Origin of the sequence: Anaerococcus sp. HMSC075B03, assembly GCF_001815585.1 — a bacterium.
Taxonomy (GTDB): Bacteria; Bacillota; Clostridia; order Tissierellales; family Peptoniphilaceae; genus Anaerococcus; species Anaerococcus vaginalis.
In genome coordinates, this window is sequence record NZ_KV821164.1 from 38,125 (window position 1) to 55,411 (window position 17,287).

Genomic DNA, 17,287 nt, shown 5'->3' on the forward strand with positions numbered 1-17,287 from the left:
CCTTATATTTTTTTCTTCATATTTTCTAAACTTATTTTAGAATTTTCAGGTATAGATTGAGAATAAACATCTATTTCCTTTTTTCCTAAAATATCAAGTTTTTCAATTTCTTTTTCAGATAAAGAAACTCCTTGAATAATTTGCTTTCTTTCTGATGTACTTTCAGAAGCACCAACATTTATTTCTTCCAATATTAATCCATTTTCAACAGCTTTATAGCAATTATCTACATTTTTAAAAATAAGCATTACATTATCGTCACTAGATTCTAAACATTTATTTAGATTTTTTATAGATACAATATCAACTTTTTTGTCAGCTGCTGCCATTTTGTATATATCTGCCATAAACTCATCATCAACAAGTTCATCATCAGCAAGAATTATTCTGTCTACAGGATTATATTTTATCCACTTAGCAACAACTTGACCGTGTATGAGTCTATAATCAATACGCGTCATTTTTATTTTCGCCATAAATACTCCTTATATTTTTTCAATTTTACCAGACTCTAAGCTTCTATGGATAGCTTCTGTTAGTTTAGCAGCTTGGAGACCATCATAAACATCAGCTACGAATTCTTTATTATTAATTAAAGCATCTACAAAAAAATTAATCGGATCTGCACCAAAGCCTATAACTTTTCCATGAAAATCATTAAAGAAAAAAACATTAGGTGTATGCAATTTATTTTTATCAAAAATTTCAACACCCCTGTTTTGATTATCAATTCTAATCAATTCTTCACTCGTTATTATCGATGTTTTTCCATCATTATTTTTCGCAAAACCTTTTGGCAGAATCCACGAATTTTCTAAAGTACATATACATCCATTTTCAAACTTTATAATTGAAGTTACACTATCATAAGTATCTACTCCCATGCTAGGTAAAAGTTTTTTTGAACCAACAGCATACACATCAACTGCTTCACAATCCATATACCATCTCATCAAATCTACACAATGAACGCCCAAAAAATCTACAGGATCAGAAGAGCCTCCCCATTTAAACCATTCAGTCGGCACATCTATAATATCATCCATATTCATATAGGCTCTTATCGGATAACCTTTGCTTGATTTTAATTTGTTATAAATAAATATAGCAGCAGGATCCCACCTCTTGTGAAAATCTACAGCAACTCTAACTTTATTTTTCTTAGCAGCCTCATATATTTTTTTACAATCAGCCACGCTTGTTGCAAGAGGCTTTTCAATAAGTAAATCTACGCCCTTTTCAATACAAGCCAAAGCAGGCTCTACATGAAGATGATCAGGCGTTACAATAGATGCAGCATCAATTTTTTCATTTTCTAACATATCTTCTACATTATTGTAAGTTTTTAAGCCATAATTTTTTTCAATGTTTTCTCTTATTTTTTCACTTTGATCGCAAACAGCAATTAAATTAACATAAGGATTTTGATAATATACATCCACATGATGAATACCATAAATGCCCGCACCAATTACTGCTACATTTAGTTTCTCCATAATTTTTTTCCTTTCCTTTAATATAAAAATGATTTATATTGATGTTCCATTCTTTAAAAGTATTGTAACATAATTTTATTAAAATTACAATATTTATTTTTTTTATGTAGTTTTGCTACTTATATTTATATATAGTAAGATAAAAGCAGAGGTGATATTATGTCTGATGAATTAATTTTGGATAAAATTGAAGCTATGCTACCTTATTTTACTAAATCAGAACTAAAAGTAGCAGAATATATTTTAAATTCTAATAATACAATTAACTGTAGTCTATCTACACTTGCAAAAAAAATAAAAGTTAGTGAACCAACAATAATAAGATTTTCAAGATCAATCGGGCTAAACGGATACTCAGATTTAAAATTAAAATTGTCTATAAATAATTCAATAAACGATAGTAAAGAATTAAAAAATTTAGATATAAAATTAAATAAAGGCGATGATGCTTACGAAATTTATAGATCATTATCAGAATACACAATAAAATCTATTAGAAGCACGTGGCATAATACCTTAGATAAAAAATCATTTGAAAAAGCAATAGATTTGATTTACAACACTCATAAAAATAACAAAAAAATTTTTTTAACTGGGATGGGGGTTTCATCGATATTGGCAGAATCTTTACAAATAAAATTAATGAGATTAGATATAGATTCAATATTTTATTCAGATATCCATTTAAGATTAGAAGCTTGCTCAAACTTAAAAAAAGATGATTTACTAATATGCTTTACTACCCTTGGAAAATCTAAAGAAAATCATGATTTTATAAATTTAGCTAAAGACAAAGGAGTAAAGGTAATTCTTATTACTCAATTTGGAGTAAATAAAATAAATAAGTCATCAGATATAGTTATATATACTTCCGCAATAGAAAATAATCTAAGACTTGCAACTCAAGCATCATTTATTGTTCAAAATTTAATTATAGAAACAATTTTTCTTTCCCTAGCTTTGAAAGATTTTGATAAGATAAGTGAATCCGTGAAAGATACAAAAGATATTTTTCATAAATATGGATATAATCTAAATTAGGCTTTTAAAAATACCAAAACAGCCAAAGATTTAATTGCCGTTAATATATAAATACAAGCATATTTTTAATCATTTCTTCTTCATAAAAATCTATCTATTATTTTATATCTAAACGCAAAAACCCCTCTATCCATTTTTGGACTTTGGGGTTTACTTTATTTTATCTATTTTTTATTTATTCCTCAATTTTTTCCAATTTTTTTATTGTATCTATTGATTCGTTTAAACTTTCTGTGTTTATGTCTGGGTTTGTTTTTTCTTCTTCGTTTATCATGCCGTCTGGGGCGTAACCTAGGGTGTTTGTGTAGGTGAAAACTAAGCCGGAATTTGGGCATACGTCATTTATTAAGCCAAGTGTTACTCCATCGCCTCCGGTTTTTTTGCCTACTAATTTTGCAATTTTTGCGTTTTTGCAAAAATTTGCCATTCCTTCGGCTGCTGAATATACTCCTTCGTCAACTAATAAATACAAATCTCCTTTAAATTTATTTTTTTTCATTGGAGTGATTTCTATTTTGTCTTTGCTATAATATGAAAAATCTTTTAAATCTTCTTTGTGTTCAAGATCCATTTTTTCTATATTTACATTTGAAATATCTTCAAAGCCAAGCTCTTCGCTTTCTAATAATAGTTTTGTTCTCATTCCATCTTTAAAAAACATGTGGTTGTTTACGGAAATTTTTTTGTCTATGAGTCTTGGCAAAAGATATTCTTGCCAATATTCTATATTCCCACCGGAATTTTCTCTGATGTCTATTATTATTGTTTTTAAATCTTGATTTTCTTCTAAAAATTTGTCTAATTTTTTCATATCTTCTGAAAGTTCATATTCTGCTAGCATTTCTTTTATTTTTATTAGTCCCAAACTTGGTGCTAGCTTTTTTACTTCCATATTTTCGCCGGAATTTTCTGTGTATAGAGATCTTCTCCTGATTTTTTTCCTATCAGCTTTATTTGATTGGACTCCATCAACTCCGTATCTATCTCTTACGCTTTCTTTGTTCAGTGTTAAAAATTCATAATACATTGACGGATCTGTCCAAAAATGTGAATAATATTCTAAGGTTTCTTCTACGTAATCTTTTTGTGCAATTGTTGCGTGGTCATTGTGCAAATCTTCCATTATTTTTTCCATGGTGTTTGTAAATTCTTGGTCGTTTTTGCAAAATTTTATTTCGCTTAAATATTTTGAATAATTTGCCAAAAAGTCAACTCCGTATTGCCTTTTCAAAACTCCAAAAAATGGATAATTATCTCTAATTTCATTAAAAAGATAATTGAAATCTTCTACCATTTCTTCTTGGCTTAATTGTTTTTTTTCTACCTTATTTTCAAAAACTAATTTGCATGGCCCATCTAATTTTTTATACCATGCCATATAGGCTTCTATTGATTTAAATTCATCAATTTTATCTGGGTTTATTTTTATTATTTTCTTCTCTTTTGGCTTTTTTTCTGAAATCAAACTATCTCTTCTTTTTTCTAGATAGTTAATTCTTCTTTGAGCGCATGATGAAAATAAAATAATAATCGCCAAAAATAAAATACTTATTTTACTTTTTTTCTTCATCAAGTCCTCCATTTATAACCCAATCTCTTTTTTTTATTTCGTATAAAAAGGGAAGAATTCCTATTGGATTTATTAATGAAAAAGCCATTATCATCAAAAGTTTAAAGTAAAGTCCTTTTTTTTCATTTCTCAAAATAGAAGCTGTGCTTTTGTTGTTGGTTTTTATTAAATATATTCCTCTTAAAAGCAAAAATATTCCACCAGCAATTTCAAAACCTTCTTTATAGTATATGCCAAAAGCGAAAACGCAAATTGCAGACAAAAAGTAAAGAAAGTATGCTATTTTATTTTTTGTATTGTATGTTTTTAATTTTGTAATTTCTCTACTCATAAGTCTATTATATCAAATTAAAGTCCTAAATTTGGATACACTTTCAAATAATTATCAGACCTTGCTCCAGCTTTGTAATTTAAATATCCTGCCATAGCAATCATTGCCGCATTATCTGTGCACAAAATTATATCTGGATAATAAAATTTGACTCCCCTTTTTTCACATTCTTCTTTTAATCTTTCTTTTAATCTAGAATTTGCAGCAACTCCTCCTGATACTGCAAATGTATTTAATCCTGTTTCATCTATCAATCGCATAGATTTTTCCACCAAAACATCTACAACGGCTTCTTGAAAACTTGCTGCCAAATCTGCCTTGTTTATTTCTAAATTTTTTTGGTTTTGGTGGTTCATATAATTTAAAACTGAAGTTTTTAAACCTGAAAATGAAAAATCGTAAGAATCTTTTTCAAGCATAATTCTTGGAAAATCTATGGCATCCTTTCTTCCTTCTTTTGAAAGTTTATCAATTTTTGGTCCACCTGGATAGCCAAGTCCGATTGATCTTGCAATTTTATCGTAAGATTCGCCAGCAGCATCATCTCTTGTTGTTCCAATTATTTCATAATCTGTATAATCATTTACTTTTACAAGATAAGTATGACCTCCACTTACAACCAAAGAAATAAATGGTGGCTCTAGGTCTTTATTTGACAAATAATTTGCACAAATATGGCCTTGCATGTGATTTGTTCCAATCATTGGAATATTTGCTGACAAAGAAAGAGCTTTTGCCGCAGAAATTCCTACCAAAAGTGAGCCAATAAGTCCAGGACCTTTGGTAACAGAAATTAAATCAATATCGCTATAAGATAAATTTGTATCCAAAAGCGCCTTTTCAATCAAAGGATTGATTGCCTCAAGGTGTTTTCTTGATGCGATTTCTGGCACAACTCCTCCAAATATTTTATGTATATCAATTTGTGATGATATTAAATTAATCAAAACTTCCCTGTCGTTTTTCAAAATAGCAACTGAAGAATCGTCACAGGAAGTTTCTATTCCCATTGTATAAAAATCTTTCATCTAATCCAATTCCTTTAACATTATATAAGCATCTTCGTGAACTCTGGCATAATAATTTTCCCTAAGTCTAATTTTTTCAAAACCAAATTTTTGGTAAAGATTTATAGCTGGAAAATTTTTTGTAGAAACTTCTAGCCAAATTTTTGAAACTTTTAAACTCTTTGCAAAATTTATCATGTGTTCAAGCATAAATGAGCCGATATTTTGCCCACGATACAATTCATCAACTGCTATTGTATAAATTTCAATTTCATCCAAAATTTTTGAAATTATATAAAATCCTAGAGTTTCTCCATTTTTTTCATATACAAAACACTCTTTGTGCTTATTTTTTTCAATATCATTTATAAGATCCTTTTTAGGCATGGGTCTATAAAAAGCACTAGATTCGATTTTATAAACCTTATCCGTATCTCCTACAGTCATTGTCCTAATCATTTTTCTTTTCTCTATCCCTTTCCGCTTGCGATTTTCTCAAATAATTTGGCACAAGCTTATAAAGATCATAGTCCTCATCTTTTTTCAAAAGAGCAAGCTTACACAAATTTTTTCCAATACAAGAATTATAAGAAAAATCCAAAATTCTTGCCCTAGGAAATTTGTCCTTATATTTTTCACCAACTTCCGAAACTAAATCAAAATCTACATTTTTTTCATTACAGAGTTTTGAAAAATCATCTATATTATATAAATCTTCCTTAACAATTTCATTCATATTTTCATCATACATTGCCCCATAAACTCTTTTTCCCCTTGCATCAAGCATAGAAGCCTTAAAAGAATTCGAAGAAGAATTTAAGGCAAGAGCCTTTAAAGTTGAAACTGGAATTAATTTTTTATTTCCAACTTGGGCAAAAGTCTTTGCAATTGTCATTCCAATTCTTAAACCCGTAAAAGATCCCGGTCCTTGGCTAATGGCAAAAATATCAATATCAGAAAGCTTTAGTCCCAATAGATTTAATAAAGTTTCAATCATTGGCACAAGCGATTCCGAATGAGTTTTTTCTTGATTTACATTAAAATCCCCAATGATTTTTTCATCTTCTACAACAGTTACAGTAGAAATCATAGTTGATGTATCAATTCCTAAAACTCTCATTAAAATCTCCTAATCTATAAATTTCACGCTAATTTCCCTAGCGTTTTCATCAATTTTTTCTATATTAACTTCAATCATATCATCTGGAAGATAGCCTTCTGCCTTTTCTGCCCATTCTAAAAATGTTACAGCATCCTCTGGGTAAAGATAATTTTCAAAATCTATGTCTAAAATTTCATCAGGACTTTCAAACCTGTAAAGGTCTAGATGATAAATCGGAAAATCTTCCCCTTGCTTTTCTCCATTATAAATATTTACAAGAGCAAAAGTTGGAGATGAAGTATTAGAAATCCCAAAATATTTGCAAACAAAAGAAGTAAAAGTAGTCTTCCCACTACCCATTTCTCCAATCAAATTTATAACTTGGCCCTTTTTCAATTTTTTAGAAAAATCAAAAGCAAAATCTTCCATTTCCTTTAAAGAATTAATTCTCATAAAAACTCCTTCTAATCTATTATACTACAAAAGTTTAATTTGAAGCTTTTTGTAAGATATATTATAGTCTAAAATAAAAAAATTCCAATGATTTTTAAGGTAAAAATAAAATTCTATCTATCTCCAAAAATAATAATAGAGATCTCTTTTATTAAATTTATAAAGTAATAAATTTCAGCTTCCAGAAAAAAACAAAAAACAGACCACAAAGTCTGTTTTTAAAATTTAAAATATTATTTTCTATCGTGCAAAATTCCTGAAACGTGTTTGTATAATAATTTTGTTACCAAAATTTCTATTGAACCTTTTATCAAATTAAATGGAACAATAGCGAAAAGCATCATAGTAAAATAAGAATTTACTAAAGTATTTGTTTTGTGTGCCATAGCTACAAAGGCGCTCATTTCTACTCCCATTGCTTTTCCGTAAAGTGGAAAAATTACAAAAGCATTTGATAAGGTTGCTGTAAGTGTCATAATTAACATTCCGCAAATCATAGCTATAGTTGCATTTTTTTTAGTTTTTTTCCTTTTATATATACTTGCTGATACAAATACAAAAAGTCCTCCAACTATAAAATTGGAAATTTCTCCAACGCCACCTGTGCTTGTTTTGCTCAAATTCAAAATATTTTTGATAAGTTGAATTAAGACTCCATACAAAGGCCCCATGGAAAATCCACCAATAAGAGCTGGCACATCTGCAAGGTCAACTTTCATAAAAGGTGGTGCAACTGGAATTGGAAATTGAATAAACATAAGTATAAAACTCATGGCTGAAAGTATTCCAACTTTTACTAAATTTCTTAATTTTTTTTGATCATGACTCATAAAATCCTCCTAAAATTTGGCATAAAAAAATGCCCTTTCAGGGCTAAATAATTTCTCATAAAAAAGAATATCTTCTCTCATCCAGACTATAACTGTCGGTATGGGAATTTCGCCCATTCAGTAAAAAACTCGCAGACTTTAACTGCCGGTTAGGAATCCAACCTCACCCTGAAGATATTTATATAATATCACAAAATAATTTGTGGCACAAGATAATCAATATCAATTTTATTTTTTTATTTGCATTTGAAAATCTCTAAATTTTTTCAAAAAAATAACCCATCTAACAAAGTATAAAAATTTCAAAATTTAAATTTTCTAATTTTAAAATTTTTATACCTCTCCCGCTAGTTAGATTTGGGTTATTTAAATTATTCATATTCTATATTATAAAAATCATTGTATAAATCGGGCTAATTTCCTATTTCACAAGATTCTAAAATCCATTCGTATCCTTGTCCTCTTACTGTTTTAATTGGTTCAAGTTTTGCTTTTTTAAATTCTTTTCTGATTTTTCTAACATGCTCTCTAACTGATCTGTCTGTTGTTTCAATTCCCATTTTTGACATTTCTTTTACAATAATTTCTTTTGAAACTGGTCTGTTCATATTTTTTATTAGGATTGTACAAAGACTAATTTCAGATTTTGTAAGATCTAAAATTTCATTTCCTATCCTAAAAATCCCATTGTCCACTTCAATTGAACAAAAACCAAAAGAAATAATTTTGGAATTGTTAATTTCTTCGACCTTTTTCAAAGTATATTTTATAAATTCATCTCTTGAATAAGAATGAATTACAAAATCCTTGTCGTCAATTTTTGCTTCATAGGGACTTTTTTTGTACCTATCTGTAAGATAAATTACCGGAATATTTGTAGTTTGTTTTATGTACTGGATAAGCTCAATACACCTAGTATGAGTCATATCCACTAAAATTAAATCAAATTCCGACAAATCATCTTCAAGAATAATGTCTTCAAAATTCTCATATTTTTTTACAACAACTTCATTCTCATCAAATTTAGAGTTGAGCAAGTTAGAAATCCCATTTTTGTATTCCATCGATGCAATTTTCATAAGATCTCCTAACTTTTAAATATTATCACGTTAATTTGTAATAATTTCACTCATTACTATTATATAGAAAATTCTTGCAAATATCAATATAAATATTCACAATTATTATAGAATTATTTAAGCTTTGAAAATTATTTTAAAATCGCTCATTTCAAACAATTTAAAATTTTTCAAAATTATTTTAAATTTTCCGAAATTTATTTTACCTCATTTTTCTTTTAAATTCCAATATTTATTTTATATGATTATTTGATTGTTTTAAGCAAGAATTTCTTTCAATAAATTACAAGATAAAAAATCCAGAAAATTTTATTGAAATATGATATAATATTTTGTATAAATTATGTGGATATTTTCCCGTTATATTTTATTATTAAGGAGGAAGTTATGACAAAAAAACAGGGAAAACTTGCTGTCTATATTGGACAAATTATTACTAATTCATTATTGGTACTTTATTTGGGAATGATTTTGGCAAAGATGAAATCATTTTCAGATATTTACAAATCCATTGAAAACGGCGCAGGTAATATTGAAGATTTTTTAAGCCAAATGGAATTTGCTATTTTTGAATATCTTGGAAAATTCAAAAATATCATTCAATACATAGGATTTATCAAATTTTTATTTTTTGTAAATCTAGTTTTGTTAATTGCTGGAATTTTTATTTTTAAAGAACAAATTAAAAAATATATTTTCTCAGCTGCTGGAACTTGTGTTTTATTAATATCTTTTATTACAATTTCTCCATTGATGGAATTTGTTAAAGTAGTTAAAGCAAATATTATGGCAATTAATTTTTCAAATCCAGACTTGGGAGCAATCGAAGGAAGCTTTGCAAATATTAGTCAAGCTTTACAAAATTTAGCCAATGATTTTGGACCACAAAAAGCAAAATTTGCTAAATTTTTGGTAATTTTGGCAATAATTTTATTTGTTATTTCAATAGTATCCTTTGCTCTTGCAATTAAAAATAAAGAATATGATAATCTTTCAGATTTAAATACAGACGCAAAAAATGCACCTGAAAATTCTTTAGAAAATGACGAACAAAACCAAACAAAACCAAGCGAAGAATTAAAAGCAGAAGTTAAATGTGAAAAAACAAACGAAAATATAAAAGAAGAAAAAGAAAATGAGAATAAAAAAGAAAAAATTTCTGAAAAATCTGATTTAGCCGAAGATGCAAAATATAAAGAAAATAAAAAAGAAGTAAAAAATAAATCCACAAAAGAAAAAGAAGACAAAGACAAAAATACAAAATCAAAAAATGATGACATAATAATCAAACGTGGCGCTTACGATTTTTCTTCTGGTTTCAAAAAAAATAATATCGAAGAATAAAAACAAGAAAATCCACAAGAAAATAATAAATAAAAATTTACAAAAAAGGACTGTTGCACAATGGAAAAATCATTCAATCTTGCAACAGCCTTTTTTATTTAATATTTTAAAAATTAAATTGCATAATATAAAATCACACTTGACAATAAATTCCAACAAATATGAACAAAAGCCGATAACTTCAAATTATTTGTCAAAAATCTTACCATAACAAGGACAAAACCAATTGAAAAATATACCAAAAAACTATAAATATCAGTTGGAAGATGGGCAAGAGAAAAACAAACATTCGCCAAAATAAGAGCGAAAAAATCCTTAAAATCCTGATCACGTCTTTTGAAAATATTTCTAAAAACACCAGGAAGATATTCCCTAAAAGTATATTCTTCAACAAGAGGTCCCAAAAAAACTATATGAGCAAGAAGAGCCGGAGAAAAATTTCTCCTAAGCATAGACTCAATCGCCTCTTGATTTTGAGGATTTGAAATATTTTCCCCAAAAGCTAATTCAATCAAAAAAGACAAAGCATAAATTGCCACAAGAGAAATTAAAATCACTTTTAAATTTGCAAAAAATCCCCCAGACAATTCAAATTTCCTATAAAAAATAAGAAAAAATAAAAAAGCCACAAGAAGATAAGCCCCAGTCATAATATAAAGCAAAGACTTGTCCACGCCCCTAATCAAAATACTATAACTTGCAGGCAAAGCTCCAAACAAAGTCAATAATAACAAAAAAACAAATTTAATTATCCCATAATTTCCAGTAAATCTTTTAGATAAATATTTCATAAAATTCCTTTCTTTTTCGATATATGAATATTTTTACCCAAAAATAATAAGAATTTAAAATTAACAATAAGGAAGAAATAAAAACCCATCAAGTGAGAAATATTTCTCTATGCGTACCAATCTAAAGAGATCCCTCCACTTTGGTCGGGATGGGGAATAGCTGTTTTATTTAATTGCTGAATCCTTAAATTTTACTTATTTTCAGACTTTTTTATATTTTTCCTTATATGATCAAATTCTTCTTCACTCACAAATTTTCTTAAATTTTTTGAACTTATCATTCCACTTTGATTTGGAAAATGATAGAAAAACTCATTTCTAATTGTTGTCATGTATTCTCCAATGGCTTCCTGTGTTATCTTCTTATTGTTTAATTCATATAAAGAATAAATTAATCTTTTTTCCCAATTACTATAGCTTCTAAATATAAAAATAGGTTTATTGGAATTTTTATTATTTTTATATTTTCCTATTCTGTACCATATGATATAACAAGCAAATAAAGAAATTTCTGATTTTAAAATATCATTACTTATTGTGCTAGCATTTTTAGATCTAAATGGACATAATTCCATATTTACAATTTTATCGGTATATTCTAATTTATTTTTAACTGTCTTATCAATTAATTTATCAAAATAATTATCAATATAGTATGTCCCTAATCCAGGATTTTTCAATTCTTTTGTTAATGTAGATTCATTACTTATTATTAAGTTTTTAAGTTTTTCTATATTAATTTTTCTTTTTTTATCATCATTTTTCCACTCTTTATAAGAATTGATAATTCTCCAAAATTCATCATCTATAGGGTCTTTTTTATCTTCTAATAGTGGTGGTTTTGTATAATAATCTTCTAAGCTACATATTTTAGCACTTTCCTTTTTTGAAGATTCACTTTTATAAATCAAATTATTATCCGTTATACCTATAACATTTGGATTAAATAAACATAAATATATAGAGCCATCTTTGTAATTTCCATGAACATGAGAAGGTAATCCGTAATGGATATTAGCAATTTTATCCTTATCTTCAACATTTTTCTTTTTATCTATAACATTTAATTTTTCTACCCAAGAAAAATCAGAATCATTTTTTTCTAAGCTTTCAAAAAATTCATCGAAAACTTCTTCTAATTTTATTTTTTTATAAGGATTCTTCTTATCAAGCTTAGTCTCTGAAAAATTTGTTAAACTATCATTTAAAATATCATTTATGTCTTTATTTTCCATAATTCCCTCCAATTTTTTCTTATTCTATTTCTACCCCAAAAAATCAAAAAAAGGAAGAATTATCTCCTTCCTTTGTTTTTTAATACTTTTTATTTTTAAATTATTTTATTTATACAAACCAAGCTTCTCACAAAGCTCATCTATTTGGTCAATTATTTCTCCTATAAATTCAATGGTTTCTTCTAAGGCTTTTGTATTTGTCATATCTACTCCAGCTTTTTTTGCAAGATCCATTGGGCTTAGGGTTGAGCCTAGGTTTAAAACTTCTCTCCAATTTTTGATGTCTTCTTCATTTCCATTTATTATTTTGTCAGAAACTTTTGTTCCTATTGTAAGTCCTGCTGAATAGGTGTATGGATAAAGTCCCATGTAATAATGTGGTTGGCGCATCCATGTTAGATCAGCTCCTTCTACAAGTTTTACGTCTTCTCCCCAAAATTCTTTTAATTTTTTATTAAAAATTTCCTTGAAATCTCCTGCTGTAAGGCTTTCTCCCTTATCGATTCTTTCATAAACTTCTCTTTGGAAAGCTGCCTCTAGAAAATGGGTTACGAAATTATGATAGTAGGTTTTTGAAATCATTGTGTCAAGCACCCACAATTTTTCCCTGTCATTCTTGGCATTTTTTAGTAAATATCTTTCCATAGTTATTTCATTTGCTGTTGATGGACTTTCTACAAAATACATTGAAACATCTGTGTTTATTGCATCTTGATTTTTGTTTGTATTTTCAAAATGTCCAGCGTGTCCCAATTCGTGAGCAAGGGTCATAACTTGGCTCATATCCTTGTTATAAGTCGTCATTATATATGAATGGCAGCCGTAAGGTGTATCGCAAAATGCTCCGGTTCTTTTTCCCTCGTTTTGTGCATAGTCAATCCACCTATCGCTGAAGGCTTTTTTGAGCATTTCTACATAATCGTCTCCCAAAACTTTAAGCCCATCGATTATATAATCTCTAGCCTCTTCGATTTCAATTTCTTTTGAAAAACCAGAATCAATTGAAAGTTTCAAATCAGCATAGGTCATCTCGTCAAGTTTGTAAACTTTTTTCAAAATATTTGCATATTTTCTCATGTGCTTTGGAAGTTTTTCCATTATTGTATTGATATGATTGTCATAAATTTCTCTTGGAATATCTTGGTAGGACAAAAGCATATCAATTACTGAATCAAACCCTCTTAAATTTGCAAGGATTTTTTCATTATTTATGTGGGTATTATAAATTGCCCCGTTTCCTGATTCGTAGTTACCAAGTGCCTTGTGATAATTTTTAAAAGCTTCTCTTCTAATTTCTGTATTTTTATCAGTTTCGTAATATTCTTCAAAAGTATTGTGATTTAATGGAATATTTTTCCCATCAATTTTAATATCATCAACTTTTATATCCCCGTAACGCAAAGAAGCATATTCGCCGTATGGTGCATCAAAAGTCGGAGATAATTTTGAAATCACTTCTTCAGCTGCATCATCCAAAATATGATCTTTTTTGTCCAAGGCTCTTTTTAGAAAATAATCATAATCTTTGTGGTTTTCTCTCACTTCATTTATGATTTTTTCATCAATTTTTGTCAAAAACCCATCAAAAAAAGCTAAATTTGCATAAATTCCACTTGCCTTTGCCCCAAAATTTGCATATCTTTTTTGTGGATATGGGTCATTGGCATCAACTTCTGTAGAAATTCCTGCAAAAGATCCCAACCTGTGCATGGCCCCATAAATTTCTGACAAATCTTTTAATCCCTTATATAATTTATCGGAAGAATCTATTTGACTGTAAGTTTTTTTGAAATTCTCACTTTTTTTGACTGTTTTATCAAGTTCCTCATAAAATTTCTCATCATTTTCAAATAAATCTTCTAATTTCCATGTTTCTTTTATATCAACTTCATTTCTTTTTACCATAATATCCTCCATTTCTAAATTTTATTATACCATCACAATATAGTATAATGAAAAAAACGGAGGAAAATATGACAGTAAACAAAAATAAATTAGAAAATTATGCCAAACTTGCAGTAGAATTTGGTGTAAATGTACAAAAAAATGAAGATGTTTTAATTAATTCTTCCTTGGAAGATCCTACTCTTGCAAGACTTATTGCAAAATATGCCTACGAAAAAGGTGCAAGACTTGTAAGTATCAATTGGAAGGACGAAGAGCTAACAAAATTAAAATACACCTACGAAGATCAAGAAACATTGAATGAAGTTCCTGATTATATAATAGAAAAAAATATCTACCAACTTGAAAAACACAGGTCAAATAGGATTTCAATAATTGGCGATGACCCAGATTTATTAAAAGATTTGGACCAAAAAAAGATAGCAGAAGCTGTTAGAGAAAATTCTTTGAAATTAAAAGATTTTGTAAAATATACCATGAACGATATGGTTTCATGGCTTGTAATTGCCTATCCAACAAAAAAATGGGCAAAGAAAATTTTCCCAGACCTTGATGAAAAAAAAGCAATCGACAAATTATGGGAAGTAATTTTTGATGTGAGCCGTGTTGATGAAGATTGGGAAAAAACAAAGAAAAATTGGAATGATCATGTTAGTTTATTAAATGAAAAGGCAGAGTTTTTAAATTCTCACCAATTTGATGAAGTTCATTACTCATCAAAAAATGGAACAGATTTGAGAGTAAAATTGCCAAAAAATCACATTTGGATGTCAGCTTCATCAAAAAATGAAAAAGGCGACTTGTTTTTGCCAAACATTCCAACAGAAGAAGTTTTCACTTCCCCTCAATTTGACGGAGTTGACGGAAGGCTCGTTGCAGTAAAACCCCTTGTTTACAATGGAGTTATAATAAATAATTTTGAATTTACATTTGAAAATGGAAAAGTTGTAGATTTTAAGGCAGAAGAAGGCTACGATACCCTAAAAGAAATGCTAGAATCAGACGAAAATGCAAAATATTTAGGAGAAATTGCCCTAGTTCCTTACGAATCTCCAATTTCAAAATCAAATATCCTATTTTTTAACACCCTATTTGACGAAAACGCATCATGCCACTTCGCCCTTGGAAAAGCCTACCCAACAACTATAAAAGGCGGAACAGAAGTTGAAGACAAGGACCTTCACAAAATCGGTCTAAATGATTCCCTAATCCACGAAGATTTTATGGTAGGAGCAAAAGATTTAAATATAAAAGCCTACAAAGACGGGGAAGAATTTGACGTATTTGTTGATGGGAATTGGGCGTAAAATATTTTTTAAATGATTTAATGTAATAGTGAAAAATCAAATTAAATAAATCAGATTTTCAAATATATAATGAAAGCATATTGAAAATAAAATTAAAAGATGTAAAATAATATTAAACATGGAGTCGAATATACCATGACCAATTAAAAAGACAGGAGTGACGGCTCCTGTCTTTTTATGTGCTAATTATCGTTTTTAATATACCTATCTAGCCGCTTGCTGATATAATTTGCTATTATACCTGCTACGATAGATATAATCATAGAGTCGAATTTTTTCATAACCTCACCTCCCAACTGTTACCAGTTTGGGTACGATAGCATTTTTATTATATCATTTTGAAAATTCTTAAACTATTAAATTGAAAATATTATAAAAACTTATATAATAATATTGAGCATGGTACCGAGTTATATCCATGACCAAACAAAAAGACAGGAGCAGCCACTCCTGTCTTTTTTGTGCTAATTATCGTTTTTTATATATCTGTCTAGCCACTTGATAATATAATGAGCTATTACATTACCTGCGACAGATATTAAAATGGTACCGAATTTTTCCATAACCTCACCTCCCAACTGTTACCAGTTTGGGTACGATAACAAAATTATTATATCATTTTGTTTATTATTTTATTTTAAATTCTAAGCAAAAACCTAAAACTTTACAATTTGCAAAAAGAAGGTATTATAATATATGAAAAACTGTTGTAAAACGGTGGTTGCCGATTTTTTGTCGGTAGTTTTTATCTGATTCGTGGAAGTTGAACCTTGCCAAATAAGTGCCTGATGTGGGATTTATTTGACCTTAAATTCTTCTATAAGCTCAGAGTTTTTACAAGAAAAAATAATCTAAACAAAAAAGCATCAACACCAGCCGAAGATTGCGCGATTAGTTTTAACTAAGACAGCAGTCTTTTTTGTTTTGCTAATCGCCAGATTAGGAGTGAAAATTTATGCTCAGAAAATTTCTGAGAAGTTTAGAAGTTACGAAAAAAGAATTTTTGATTATTTCCCTTGGTTGTTTAATTATGGCATTTGGAGTAATAAATGTCCACGAACAAGCACAAATAACCGAAGGGGGAGTTTTGGGACTTGGCTTATTTTTGAAAAAAGCATTAAATATGAATCTTGCCTACACCACGCCGATTTTGGATGGCTTATGCTATCTTTTAGGCTTTTCAATGCTTGGAAGAATATTTTTAAAAAAATCCATTGTGGCAACAATAATGTTTGCAGTATTTTATTGGATATTTGATTTTATTGGACCAATAATTCCAAGTCTTTACGATATGCCATTAATGGCAGCAATATTTGGTGGAATATTTATAGGATGTGGCTGCGGAATAGCAGTTACAGCTGGCGGATGTGCAGGAGGCGACGACGCCTTGGCAATGACAATTTCCAAAAAAACAAAATGGCCAATATCAAGAGCCTACTTGTTTACAGATTACGTAGTTCTTGCCCTTTCTTTAATATACATCCCAATGAACCACCTAATATATTCATTTTTGACAACAATTATCTCATCATTTTTGATAGGACAATTCGAATTAAAAATGGAAATTCCAGCCTGGCAAGTATGCCAAGGAAATTTAAATCATGCAAAATCTTAAATTTAAAAAGGATATTTCAAAGTATAAAGTATTTTGAAATATCCTTTTTTATATAAATTTATCTTTCGCAAGGACTTTTCTTATTTTTTTCTTTATATACACACTTTTATCCTAGATTTTTTTAATTAATGAGATCTCTCCCCCCCTCTTGACGATAAATCGGGATAAACAACCGAAACGG

The 17,287-nt window shown here is 28.7% G+C and carries 17 protein-coding genes and 1 riboswitch; of the genes, 4 read left to right on the top strand and 13 right to left on the bottom strand.

Going from position 1 to position 17,287, the window contains the following annotated elements:
- Positions 1-2: 2 nt before the first annotated feature.
- Together HMPREF3045_RS00995 and HMPREF3045_RS01000 are read right to left on the bottom strand one after the other, a co-directional pair.
- The gene (locus HMPREF3045_RS00995) at positions 3-476 is read right to left on the bottom strand and encodes a PTS sugar transporter subunit IIB (RefSeq protein ID WP_070736775.1); all 474 of its coding nucleotides are present in this window, start codon (positions 474-476) and stop codon (positions 3-5) included.
- Positions 477-485: 9 nt separating this feature from the next.
- Positions 486-1,496, bottom strand: coding sequence for a Gfo/Idh/MocA family protein (locus HMPREF3045_RS01000; protein ID WP_070736776.1), 1,011 nt, complete (start codon positions 1,494-1,496; stop codon positions 486-488).
- A gap of 159 nt (positions 1,497-1,655) precedes the next feature.
- Here HMPREF3045_RS01000 and HMPREF3045_RS01005 point away from each other — a divergent pair, with 159 nt between their 5' ends.
- Entirely contained in the window at positions 1,656-2,537 is an 882-nt protein-coding gene (locus HMPREF3045_RS01005) for a MurR/RpiR family transcriptional regulator (protein ID WP_070736777.1), read from the top strand.
- 175 nt (positions 2,538-2,712) lie between these two features.
- Here the strand turns inward: HMPREF3045_RS01005 and HMPREF3045_RS01010 are convergent, their stop codons facing one another.
- From HMPREF3045_RS01010 to HMPREF3045_RS01045, 8 genes are all read right to left on the bottom strand, one after another.
- Positions 2,713-4,107, bottom strand: coding sequence for a S41 family peptidase (locus HMPREF3045_RS01010; protein WP_070736778.1), 1,395 nt, complete (start codon positions 4,105-4,107; stop codon positions 2,713-2,715).
- Positions 4,091-4,438 (bottom strand): hypothetical protein, encoded by a 348-nt coding sequence (locus tag HMPREF3045_RS01015; protein WP_004839487.1) that lies wholly within the window; start codon positions 4,436-4,438, stop codon positions 4,091-4,093. The genes HMPREF3045_RS01010 and HMPREF3045_RS01015 overlap by 17 nt, the downstream gene beginning before the upstream one ends.
- Before the next feature lie 17 nt (positions 4,439-4,455).
- Complete coding sequence (gene tsaD, locus HMPREF3045_RS01020; RefSeq protein WP_070736779.1) at positions 4,456-5,466, bottom strand: tRNA (adenosine(37)-N6)-threonylcarbamoyltransferase complex transferase subunit TsaD; 1,011 nt, start codon at positions 5,464-5,466, stop codon at positions 4,456-4,458.
- Complete coding sequence (gene rimI / locus HMPREF3045_RS09410) at positions 5,467-5,904, bottom strand: ribosomal protein S18-alanine N-acetyltransferase (protein WP_019118748.1); 438 nt, start codon at positions 5,902-5,904, stop codon at positions 5,467-5,469.
- A complete protein-coding gene (tsaB, locus tag HMPREF3045_RS01030; RefSeq protein ID WP_070605773.1) occupies positions 5,897-6,565 on the bottom strand; it encodes a tRNA (adenosine(37)-N6)-threonylcarbamoyltransferase complex dimerization subunit type 1 TsaB in 669 nt (222 codons plus the stop codon). Before tsaB ends, rimI begins: the two co-directional genes overlap by 8 nt.
- Before the next feature lie 9 nt (positions 6,566-6,574).
- On the bottom strand, positions 6,575-7,000 hold the full coding sequence (gene tsaE, locus HMPREF3045_RS01035; protein ID WP_070605775.1) for a tRNA (adenosine(37)-N6)-threonylcarbamoyltransferase complex ATPase subunit type 1 TsaE: 426 nt from the start codon (positions 6,998-7,000) through the stop codon (positions 6,575-6,577).
- Between the two features lie 233 nt (positions 7,001-7,233).
- Positions 7,234-7,830: an ECF transporter S component gene (locus HMPREF3045_RS01040; protein WP_070736780.1), complete on the bottom strand. Its 597-nt coding sequence runs from the start codon at positions 7,828-7,830 to the stop codon at positions 7,234-7,236.
- 65 nt (positions 7,831-7,895) lie between these two features.
- A riboswitch (FMN riboswitch) is annotated at positions 7,896-8,010 on the bottom strand.
- 233 nt (positions 8,011-8,243) lie between these two features.
- Complete coding sequence (locus HMPREF3045_RS01045) at positions 8,244-8,909, bottom strand: winged helix-turn-helix domain-containing protein (protein ID WP_004839493.1); 666 nt, start codon at positions 8,907-8,909, stop codon at positions 8,244-8,246.
- Between the two features lie 387 nt (positions 8,910-9,296).
- On the opposite strand from HMPREF3045_RS01045, the gene HMPREF3045_RS09190 reads away from it, so the two are divergent.
- Positions 9,297-10,253, top strand: coding sequence for a hypothetical protein (locus HMPREF3045_RS09190; protein WP_070736781.1), 957 nt, complete (start codon positions 9,297-9,299; stop codon positions 10,251-10,253).
- Positions 10,254-10,366: 113 nt separating this feature from the next.
- Here HMPREF3045_RS09190 and HMPREF3045_RS01055 read toward each other — a convergent pair whose 3' ends face one another.
- The 3 genes from HMPREF3045_RS01055 to pepF form a co-directional block, all read right to left on the bottom strand.
- Positions 10,367-11,044, bottom strand: coding sequence for a CPBP family intramembrane glutamic endopeptidase (locus HMPREF3045_RS01055; RefSeq protein WP_070736782.1), 678 nt, complete (start codon positions 11,042-11,044; stop codon positions 10,367-10,369).
- Between the two features lie 191 nt (positions 11,045-11,235).
- Positions 11,236-12,279, bottom strand: a complete 1,044-nt coding sequence (locus HMPREF3045_RS01060; protein ID WP_070736783.1) for a hypothetical protein — start codon at positions 12,277-12,279, stop codon at positions 11,236-11,238.
- Between the two features lie 105 nt (positions 12,280-12,384).
- Positions 12,385-14,184 carry an oligoendopeptidase F gene (gene pepF / locus HMPREF3045_RS01065; protein WP_070736784.1) on the bottom strand — a complete coding sequence of 600 codons (1,800 nt, stop codon included), beginning with the start codon at positions 14,182-14,184 and terminating at the stop codon, positions 12,385-12,387.
- A gap of 68 nt (positions 14,185-14,252) precedes the next feature.
- Between pepF and HMPREF3045_RS01070 the strand changes: the two genes are divergently transcribed.
- Together HMPREF3045_RS01070 and HMPREF3045_RS01075 are read left to right on the top strand one after the other, a co-directional pair.
- A complete protein-coding gene (locus HMPREF3045_RS01070) occupies positions 14,253-15,491 on the top strand; it encodes an aminopeptidase (RefSeq protein WP_070736785.1) in 1,239 nt (412 codons plus the stop codon).
- A gap of 955 nt (positions 15,492-16,446) precedes the next feature.
- Positions 16,447-17,106, top strand: coding sequence for a DUF6198 family protein (locus HMPREF3045_RS01075; protein WP_070736786.1), 660 nt, complete (start codon positions 16,447-16,449; stop codon positions 17,104-17,106).
- The last annotated feature ends 181 nt before the right edge of the window (positions 17,107-17,287 follow it).